Raw genomic sequence first — 9,867 nt, forward strand, 5'->3', positions numbered from 1 at the left:
CGGCGTGGAAGTTGACCCAGTAGGGAGCGATGAAGACGCGCTCCCACCAGCTGGCATGGGTGGTGCGGGCCTGACGCAGCGGGTCGATGGCCGAGTTCTCGACGCAGGCGTGCTCGGCGATGTTCCTCAGCCGCGTGACCAGCGGAAACCAGGTCGCCATCGGCAGGAGCCACAGCACGAGATACGCCCACCAGACGCCCGCCAGGCTGAGCGCGACGAGCAGGGCGGCGTTGACCGCCAAGAACGGCAGGGCCGACTTGGCCGTGACCCGCGCCCCCTCGGGCATGTCCTCGTCGGCCGCGCCGCGCCCGAAGAAGGGGGCGATGCGCTGCTTGAAGAAGGTCTGACCGGTCAGGTCGCGGACGATCTTGCGGCGGAGGGACGCGCGGGTGGTCGGAAAGGCGGCCGATAGCGGCAGGTCCGGGTCCTCGGCCTGCTGGGCGTATTTATGGTGCGCCAAATGGTAGGTCCGGTAGGCCGGAAGGCTCGCCCCGACCGGCACGGCGCACAGCCAGTGACCGACCCAGTCGTTCAGCTTCAGGTTCGGATGCAGCCCCGCGTGCGCGGCCTCATGCATCAGGATGGCCAGGCCCAGCTGGCGCGTGCCGATGATCATGATCGCCAGCGGGATCAGCACCGGCCAGACCACCGCCGCGGCGCCGGCCAGCAGGATCACACCCCAGCAGTGGGCGACGAGCAGCAAGCCCTTCCACGACGAGCGCGCCGACAGCCCCGCCCACTCGTCGGGGGTGAAGAAGGCTTGCGGCTTGAGGCGCGGAACCGCGGGCATGGGGGCAATCTACTCCCATGCCCGCAGCGTCGTGAAGCGAAGTCTAGAACGTGCGGCGCACGCGGATCTGGATGCGGGATTCCGGCTCCATCGAGCGAATCTCGGTGGCCGCGAGCGTTGAGGTGTTGCGCGGGCCCGCGAAGATGTACCGGGTCTGGTCGTAGCTGCCGAGCATCCAGGCCTGGGCCCGGATGGTCCACTGATCGGTCGGCTTATACTCGACCCAGGCCGAGGCGTAGTCGCGGAAGCGGAAGTGCGAGATCTGGTCGATCCGATAGACCGTGTCCTCGCCCCAGGGCTGGTATTCAACGCCCCAGTTCATCCGCCAGCTGTCGATATCCTGCTGGAAGCGGGTGAAGAACTCCTCCGGACGCAGGCCGGAGATTCCGCGCGCCTCGCCGGTGGTCGGATCCGTGACCTCGCTGTCGCGCCACGTGAGGGAGTTGGTCAGCTGGCCGCCCGGAACGCCGAGGCGGTCGAGCGGGATGGTCCACTCGGCGGCCAGATAGGTCAGGGTCCCGTCACCGATGTTGCCGGGCGCGGGGAAGATGTCGACGCCGTCGGTCACCGGGATCACGTCGATCGCGTCCGAGATGATCTGGTGCTGGACCGTAAGGCTGACGACGCCGTCCTCCCAGAAGCGGCGCTCCCAGGCGCCCTCGATGACCCAGGCCGACTGGGGCGACAGGTCGGCGTTGCCCGCCGAGACGACGTTGTTCGCCAGCTCGGCCGAGGCGGCGAAGTCGCCGAAGTTCAGCTGTCCGACCTCGCGCTCGATCCGGAATCGGAACTGGTCGTTCTCGTTCGGGCTCCAGGTGAGCGAGCCGCGCGGCTTGAGGAAGGTGAAGGTGTTCTCAAGATCCGCGCCTCCGGACTGGCTGATGGTCGAGCGCTCGACGCGCAGGCCGCCCTCCAGGGTCAGTTGGCTGGTGGGACGCCAGGTGGTCTGGCCGAAGATCTCGCCGCGCAGTTCTTCGACACGGACGCTGTCGGAGGGAAGCGGGATGGGGGCGCCCCCGATGGTGAGAGCCTGCTGGGCGTCCAGGAAGTTGAAGGCGCCTTCGGCCCCCCCCTCGAAGGTCAGGGTGTCGCTCTGCTGGAAGGTGGCGGAGCCACGCAGGATCGTCTCGCCCGAAGTGTTGTCATAGGCGAAGACCTGGTCGAGCCCGGGCAGGAGGAAGCTCTGCTGGCCCTCGGACTGACGCAGGCGCTGGATGAAGCGCGCCTCGGTCCGGACCCGTTCGCTGAACGGACGGCTGTAGCGCAGGCCGATCTCCCCGTTCCGGTGGTCGGCCGAGTCGGTCAGGAAGCGGTCGCCGGCGGCGCCGTACTGGTTCTGCTCGAACTTGAAGCCGTTGTAGCCGGCGCTGCCGTTGACCTCGACCTCACCGCCGAAGAGCGGCTGCTGCCAGCGGCCGCGCAGGCTGAGGCCCGAGCCGTCGGCCTCACTCTCGATCCGGTCCTCGAACAGCAGGGCGCCGTCGGCCGCGTAGCGTCGCAGGTCGCCCGATCCAACGCCGTCGCTTAGCGAGGTGGTCGAGTTCAGGGCCAGGGAGTATTGCCGCTCGCCGCTGGCGCCCGACAGCTCGATGCCGAACTGCGGGATGTAGCGGCCGTCGTCGAAGACGAAGGCGCCGCCATAGGCCGTGACCCGATGGCTGTCGGTCTGGCGGCGGACCACGTTGATGACGGTGGAATAGCCCTGCATGTCGACGCCGGGCGCGCCGCCGCGGATCAGTTCGATTCGCTCCACCTGATCTGCCGGGATGCGCTGGAGCAGGCCAGAAAGGCTTTCGTCCTTGGAGGCCGGCCGCGATCCGTCGAACAGCACGTTGCCGACCGCACCCGAAAATCCGCGCACGGAGTTGTTCTGATTGACCGAGAAGCCTGGGATGCGCTGGACCATGTCGAGCGCATTGGCCGGGCGGGCGTCGGCGAAGAAGGCCGGCGAATAGACAAGCACGCCGTCGGCGCGTTCGAACGGAGCAGAGGCCGTGGCGGTGGCCGCGACTTCCTGGGCCTGGACGGCGCCCGCGGCGAAGAGGGCGGCGGCTGCGACCGCGCAAAGCAGATAACGACGCATTTTTATTGGAACTCCCTGAGTGCGGGAGAACCGTGGCGGCCGGGGGCGGTAACCTCCAGTTACAAGGAGGAAAGGTGCATTAAATCAATGACATGTTACAGGGCTGTAATGATGGCGGCGTTTTCTAGACCGCCGTGCCGCCTACCGTCAGGCCGCCGATCTTCAGGGACGGCTGGCCGATGCCGACCGGAACGCCCTGGCCCGCCTTGCCGCACACGCCGACGCCGGGATCAAAGGCGAAGTCGTCGCCGATCATGCTGATGCGGGTCATGGCGGTCGCGCCGTCGCCGATCAGGGTGGCACCCTTCACCGGAGCGGTCACCTTGCCGTCCTCGATCAGATAGGCCTCGGTGCACTGGAACACGAACTTGCCATTGGTGATGTCCACCTGGCCGCCGCCGAAGTTGACCGCATAGAGGCCGCGCTTCGTCGAGGCGATCATGTCCTCGAGCTTGTCCTTCCCGCCTTCCATGAAGGTGTTGGTCATGCGCGGCATCGGGATGTGGGCGAAGGACTGCCGCCGCCCGTTGCCGGTGGCCTCAAGGCCCATCAGACGGGCGCTCATCCGGTCGTGCATCATGCCGACCATGATGCCGTCCTCGATAAGGACGTTGCGCTGGGTCGGGGTGCCCTCGTCGTCGAAGCTGAGCGAGCCGCGGCGTCCTGCGATGGAGCCGTCGTCGACGACGGTCACGCCCGGCGCGGCGACGCGCTTGCCCATCTTGCCCGAGAAGACCGAGGTGCCCTTGCGGTGGAAGTCGCCCTCAAAGCCATGGCCGACCGCCTCGTGCAGCAGCACGCCGGGCCAGCCCGGGCCGAGCACCACGTCCATCTCGCCGGCGGGGCAGGGGATGGCGTCGAGGTTGACCAGCGCCTGGCGCAGCGCCTCGTCGATCTGGCCCTGCCAGCGGTCCGGCGCGATCCAGGTCTCGAAGCCCGCACGGCCGCCGGCGCCGGCCGATGCGCTCTCGCGCTTGCCGTCGCGCTCGACGGTGACCGACACGTTCACCCGGACCAGGGGCCGCACGTCGCGCAGGCGCTGGCCGTCGCCGCGCAGGATCTCGATGGCGCGGCGCTCGCCGGCGATGGAGGCCGAAACCTGGACCACGCGCGGGTCACGGGCGCGGGCGTAGGCGTCGATCTCCTGCAGGAGGGCGATCTTGTCGGAGAAGGCCGGCGAGGCCAGCGGGTCGTCCTCGCCATAGAGCCGCTGGTTGGTGGCGGCGGGAGACTCGGCCGCGCGGGTCGAGCGGCCCTGTTTGGCCAGGGCCGCCGCGTCGGCGGCGCGCCGGATGGCGGCCTCGGAGATTTCGTTGGAGTGGGCGTAGCCGGCGGTCTCGCCGGAGACGACGCGCAGGCCGAACCCCTCGGTCGCGTCATAGGCGGCCGACTTCAGGCGACCATCGTCGAACAGCAGCGATTCGGATTCGGAGCGTTCCAGGAAGAGCTCGCCGTCGTCGGCGCCGGACAGGGCGTCCTGCAGCACGCCGAGCGCGCGTTCCGGCTCGACGCCGGCGGTTTCCAGGATGGGCGGAGGCGAAACGGGAAGGGTCATGGCCCCTAGTTAGGGGCTGGCGCCCGCCGCGTCACCTCAGGAGGCTTCCTCGCCCATGACCGTGATGTCGCCCGAGCCATTGATCCGGGTGTTCAGGTCCGCCGGCCGCTGGAGCAGATCGACATCGCCCGAGCCGTTGATGGTGATGTCGGCCGACTCGGTCGGCGACAGCTCCGCCTCGCCCGAGCCGCTGATCTCGACGGTGGCCGCGCGCACCGACAGGTCGTTGAGATAGGCCTCGCCGGACCCGCGGATGCCGAGCGTCAGCTGGTCGCCGCGGCCGGCGGCGGTGACGTCGCCCGAGCCTCGGACACTGATCTCGAGCGCATCCAGGTCGAGCGCCTGGAGGTCCAGGTCGCCCGAGCCCTCGATGGCGAAGCGCGAGACGTCAGGTGCGGTGATGCGCACCTGGATGCGAGGGCTGCGTCCGACGAAGCCCATATGACCGCGCGGGCTGTAGCCGGGCTCGAAGTCGAGTCGGCCGTCGACGAGGGTGATGCGATCGACCGAGTTCTGCGGCCCGCTGATCTCCACCGCCACGGCGTCGCCCTGGACGAAGGTGACGTCGGCGGGGATGGCCACGACCAGATGGTCGCCGCCTGTCCATTCCATCTGGCGTGTCACGTCCGGGCCGGTCGGCTCGAGCCGCTCGCCGCCGTGGCCGTCGGACAGGACCGTCCAGTTCCAGCCGTTGCGCATCAGGTCGGGACCGCCGAGCGCCGCGGCTCCGGCGAAACAGGCCAGCATCAGAACGAAACCGGCGCCGGCGATGATGAGGAGGGTGCGAACCATCAGACTTCTCCCGAAGACGAGGCGGATTGCAGAGCGGGCTTGAGCAGCCGGTAGTGGAGGCGCCCGAACCAGACGAGGAAGTTGAACAGCCAGACCGACAGGACCGAGGTGATCGCGCCCATGGTCACGCCCAGCGCCATGACGCCCAGGCCGGCCAGGATGGCGGTGAGCGGACCACCCGGAGGTTCGGCGAACGGCCCGGCGACGAAGACGACCCCGCCGGCGAAGAAGACCGCGATGGCCGCGCCGAAGACGGCGAACAGCGCGCTGATCACCCCGACGAGCAGCGGCAGCAGGAACAGGATGTCGATGGCGCCCAGGCCGAGCAGTGCGACTAGGGCGGCGACCGCGTTTGAAGGCGTCTTCTCGGCCTCCCATCGGGCGAGGCCGGCCTCGGCGCGGACCTCGCGGGCGAGGCGCTCGGGATTTCCCAGCGCCTGGGCGATCTCGGCGTCGTCACGGCCGGCGGCGGCGGCTTCGACGAAATGGGCCTCGTGATCGGAGACGATCTCGTCGATCGTCTCGGGCGGAAGGCCTTTCAGTCCCCGACGCAGTCGGGTGAGGAACTCGGCGCGGGTCATGCGCTGTCTCCTTGAGGGGCGGGGGCGTTGATGATGGCGTCCACGGCGGTGGCGAACTGCGTCCACTCGGCCTTCTGCGACTCATAGGCCCGGCGGCCGGCGTCGGTCAGCCTATAGTATTTCCGCGACGGTCCCGACGGCGACTCGACGAGGTAGGTCTCGACCAGGCCCTCGGCCTGCATGCGGCGCATGAGGGGATAGATGGTGCCTTCGCCCATGCCGATATCGTTGGCGAGGCGGCTGGCGATTTCGTAGGCGTAGTTGTCGTCCGCCGAGAGCAGGGCCAGGACGCACAGGCCCAGCACCCCCTTTTTCAGCTGTATTTCTATGGCTTCTGGCATTCCGGTCTCCATGCGGCCGCGTGCCTGTCTTAGCCCAATATCTGTTATCGCAAGGTAGCTGTCAATATGCTGCGTTTGCCCCGTGGAACGCTCGTGCGGTCTGTGTCCGTCCTTGTGCTTGGCAAGCGCGAGGCGACCCGATATGTCACCGCCCACTAAGCCAACGCCCCGGCCTTGGCCGTCCGGCCGCGCGCCGTTCGGGCGAGGGGGGACATCCGGGCCGCACGACATGAGGATTTTGGGAATGGGGATGCGCAAGCGGGCCTTCGGCCTCGCCGCACTCGCCGGAGCGATGCTGACGGCCGGATCGGCCGCGGCCGCCGTGGGTCAGCCGACGCCAGGCGGCGTGGGCCTGCAGGAGGCCTTTTCGCCCCTTAAGCACGAGGCGCACTTCTTCCACGACGCGATCCTGCTGCCGATCATCACGGTCATCACCCTGCTGGTGCTGGGCCTGCTGCTGTGGGTGATCGTCCGCTACAACAAGCGCGCGAACCCGACCCCGGCGACCTGGAGCCACAACACGCTCGTCGAGGTCATCTGGACGGTCGTGCCCGTGCTCGTCCTGATGTTCATCTCGATTTTCTCGTTCGGCCTGCTGTTCCGGTACGCCGACATGCCGGACCCGGACGTCACGGTGAAGGTCACCGGCTATCAGTGGAACTGGGGCTACGAGTACCCCGACTACGGTGTCGCCGAGTACATCTCGAACCTGCTGCCCGAGGACGAGGCCCGCAGCCAGGGCGTGCCCTATCTGCTCGCGGCCGATGAGCCGATGGTCGTGCCCGTCGGCCAGACCGTCCGCCTGATCGTCACCGGCGCGGACGTCATCCACGCGGTGGGCCTGCCGGCCTTTGGCCTGAAGGTCGACGCCGTGCCGGGCCGTGTCAACGAGACGTGGTTCCGCGCCGAGCGCACCGGGGTCTTCTACGGCCAGTGCTCGGAGCTGTGCGGCATCAACCACGCCTACATGCCGCTGCAGATCAACGTGGTCACCCAGGCTGAGTTCGAAGCCTGGGTCGCCGGCCGCGGCGGCTCGATGACCTTCGCCGCCGATCAGGCCGCCGAGGCCGCCGCCGCTGAAGCCGCCGCGAGCGCGGCCGCCAGCGCCGCCGCCGAAACGACTGAGGCCGAAACGACCGAGCCCGTCGTCGGCACGGACGAAGAAGCCCAACCCGGACTCCCCACCGCCCCGGCCGCGCCCGCCGCGCCGGCGGCCCAGTAAGACCTCGAGGCAAGAGCCCCATGGCCACCGCCGAAACCGCCAACGCCCACGCCGATCACGGCCATCACGACCATGATCACAAGCCGGGCTTCTGGACCCGCTGGTTCCTGTCCACCAACCACAAGGACATCGGAACGCTCTATCTGATCTTCGCCATCATGGCCGGGATCGTGGGCGGCCTGATGTCCGGCCTGATCCGCTGGGAGCTGTTCGAGCCAGGTCTGCAGATCTTCACGCCGGGCAGCCCGCTGGCCCAGCTCGGCCTGTTCGACCTGGCCGACGAGAGCCGCGCCAAGCACGCCTACAACGTGGTCGTCACCGGCCACGCGCTGGTGATGATCTTCTTCATGGTCATGCCGGCGATGATCGGCGGCTTCGGCAACTGGTTCGTGCCGATCATGATCGGCGCGCCCGACATGGCCTTCCCGCGCATGAACAACATCTCGTTCTGGCTGCTGGTGGTCGCCTGGGTGCTGCTGGTCACCTCGATGTTCGTGGACGGCGGACCTGGCCACGGCTTCGGCGGCGGCTGGACCATCTATCCGCCGCTGTCGACCACGGGCCACTCCGGCCCGGCGATGGACCTAGCCATCTTCTCGCTGCACGTGGCCGGCGCCTCGTCGATCCTCGGCGCGATCAACTTCATCACCACCATCTTCAACATGCGCGCGCCGGGCATGACGCTGCACCGCATGCCGCTGTTCGTGTGGTCGATCCTCGTCACCGTCTTCCTGCTGCTGCTGTCGCTGCCCGTCCTGGCCGGCGCCATCACCATGCTGCTGACCGACCGGAACTTCGGCACCACCTTCTTCAACCCATCGGGCGGCGGTGACCCGGTGATGTTCCAGCACCTGTTCTGGTTCTTCGGTCACCCCGAGGTGTACATCCTGATCCTGCCCGGCTTCGGCATGATCTCGCACATCGTCTCGACCTTCAGCCGCAAGCCCGTGTTCGGCTATCTCGCCATGGCCTACGCCATGGTCGCCATCGGCTTCATCGGCTTCGTCGTGTGGGCGCACCACATGTACACGGTCGGCATGAACGTGAACCTGCGCGCCTATTTCGTGGCCGCGACCATGATCATCGCCGTGCCCACAGGCGTGAAGATCTTCAGCTGGATCGCGACCATGTGGGGCGGGTCCATCGACTTCAAGACGCCGATGCTGTGGGCGATGGGCTTCATCTTCCTGTTCACCGTCGGCGGCGTGACGGGCGTGGTCCTGGCCAATGCCGGCATCGACTACAGCCTGCACGACACCTACTACGTCGTGGCCCACTTCCACTACGTGCTTAGCCTGGGCGCCGTGTTCGCCATCTTCGCCGGCTTCTACTACTGGTTCGGCAAGATGTTCGGCATCAAGTACAACGAGTTCCTCGGGGCGCTGCACTTCTGGATCATGTTCATCGGGGTGAACCTGGTGTTCTTCCCGCAGCACTTCCTCGGCCTGCAGGGCATGCCGCGCCGCTACGTGGACTATCCGGAGGCCTACACGCTCTGGAACCAGGTCTCGTCGATCGGCTACGTCATCACCCTGGTCGGCGTCGGCGTCTTCCTGATCATGCTGATCGAGGCGATGATCCGCCGCCGTCCGTGCGAGGCCAACCCCTGGGGCGAAGGCGCCACGACGTTGGAGTGGACCCTGCCTTCGCCGCCGCCGTTCCACCAGTTCAACACCCCGCCGGTGATCAAGCACGACGACCATCACTAGCGGGCCGGCGGGCCTGTCCCGCCGACCGGAAACCTGAAGGGGGAGGGGACGGGGGCGAAAGCCCGCCGTCCCCGCCGTCCATTGAGAGCCATGTCCGAAGCCGCTCCTGTCCCGCGCCCGGCCGCCGAGCCGCAGGACTACATCCAGCTCCTGAAGCCGCGGGTGATGTCGCTCGTGGTGTTCACGGCGCTGACCGGGCTGGTGTGCGCGCCGGGCGAGATGAACCCGCTCGTGGCCGCCATCTCGGTCCTGTGCATTGCGCTCGGGGCCGGCGCGGCCGGCGCGCTCAACATGGCGCTCGAGGGCCAGACCGACGCCCTGATGCGGCGCACGCGGGGCCGCCCGGTCGCGGCCGGGCGCGTGCCGCGCGGGGACGCCCTGGCCTATGGCGTCATCCTGTCGTTCGTCTCGGTGACCCTGCTGGGTCTCGGGGTGAACTGGATGGCAGGCGGGCTGCTGGCCCTGACCATCGTCTACTACGCCGGGCTTTACACCCTGGTGCTCAAGCGGCGCACGCCCCAGAACATCGTGATCGGCGGGGCCGCGGGCGCCTTTCCGCCGGTGATCGGCTGGGCCGCGGCGACGGGCGAGGCGCCCTGGCAGGCCTGGCTGCTGTTCCTGATCATTTTCCTGTGGACGCCGCCGCACTCCTGGGCGCTGGCGCTCTATTCGGCCGGCGACTACGCCAAGGCGGGCATCCCCATGATGCCCGTGGCCCGGGGCGCCAAGTCGACCCGGCTGCAGATCCTGGTCTATTCGATCGTCCTCGTGCCGGTCGCGATGCTGCCGGCCTT

At 68.2% G+C, this 9,867-nt stretch carries 9 protein-coding genes; 3 read left to right on the forward strand and 6 right to left on the reverse strand.

What is annotated here, in order from left to right; all coding sequences use genetic code 11:
- The 6 genes from Q0M60_RS05515 to Q0M60_RS05540 all read right to left on the reverse strand — a co-directional run.
- Nucleotides 1-790: fatty acid desaturase family protein (locus Q0M60_RS05515; protein WP_296816992.1), on the reverse strand; the 790-nt coding region annotated here is incomplete at its 3' end.
- A 43-nt stretch (nt 791-833) separates the two neighbouring features.
- Entirely contained in the window at nt 834-2,873 is a 2,040-nt protein-coding gene (locus tag Q0M60_RS05520) for a TonB-dependent receptor (protein ID WP_296816994.1), read from the reverse strand.
- A 124-nt stretch (nt 2,874-2,997) separates the two neighbouring features.
- Nucleotides 2,998-4,428, reverse strand: coding sequence for a metalloprotease TldD (tldD, locus tag Q0M60_RS05525; RefSeq protein ID WP_296816997.1), 1,431 nt, complete (start codon nt 4,426-4,428; stop codon nt 2,998-3,000).
- 36 nt (nt 4,429-4,464) lie between these two features.
- Nucleotides 4,465-5,220: a DUF2807 domain-containing protein gene (locus tag Q0M60_RS05530; protein ID WP_296816999.1), complete on the reverse strand. Its 756-nt coding sequence runs from the start codon at nt 5,218-5,220 to the stop codon at nt 4,465-4,467.
- Nucleotides 5,220-5,801: a DUF1700 domain-containing protein gene (locus Q0M60_RS05535; protein WP_296817002.1), complete on the reverse strand. Its 582-nt coding sequence runs from the start codon at nt 5,799-5,801 to the stop codon at nt 5,220-5,222. Before Q0M60_RS05535 ends, Q0M60_RS05530 begins: the two co-directional genes overlap by 1 nt.
- Nucleotides 5,798-6,142 carry a PadR family transcriptional regulator gene (locus Q0M60_RS05540; RefSeq protein WP_296817005.1) on the reverse strand — a complete coding sequence of 115 codons (345 nt, stop codon included), beginning with the start codon at nt 6,140-6,142 and terminating at the stop codon, nt 5,798-5,800. Before Q0M60_RS05540 ends, Q0M60_RS05535 begins: the two co-directional genes overlap by 4 nt.
- A gap of 229 nt (nt 6,143-6,371) precedes the next feature.
- On the opposite strand from Q0M60_RS05540, the gene coxB reads away from it, so the two are divergent.
- The 3 genes from coxB to Q0M60_RS05555 form a co-directional block, all read left to right on the forward strand.
- Nucleotides 6,372-7,364, forward strand: a complete 993-nt coding sequence (gene coxB, locus Q0M60_RS05545) for a cytochrome c oxidase subunit II (protein WP_296817006.1) — start codon at nt 6,372-6,374, stop codon at nt 7,362-7,364.
- Between the two features lie 20 nt (nt 7,365-7,384).
- Nucleotides 7,385-9,073: a cytochrome c oxidase subunit I gene (gene ctaD, locus Q0M60_RS05550; protein WP_296817008.1), complete on the forward strand. Its 1,689-nt coding sequence runs from the start codon at nt 7,385-7,387 to the stop codon at nt 9,071-9,073.
- 90 nt (nt 9,074-9,163) lie between these two features.
- Nucleotides 9,164-9,867, forward strand: a 704-nt coding sequence (locus Q0M60_RS05555) for a heme o synthase (RefSeq protein ID WP_296817010.1), incomplete at its 3' end; no start/stop codon positions are given.

Origin of the sequence: Brevundimonas sp. (assembly GCF_024711105.1) — a bacterium.
Taxonomy (GTDB): Bacteria; Pseudomonadota; Alphaproteobacteria; order Caulobacterales; family Caulobacteraceae; genus Brevundimonas.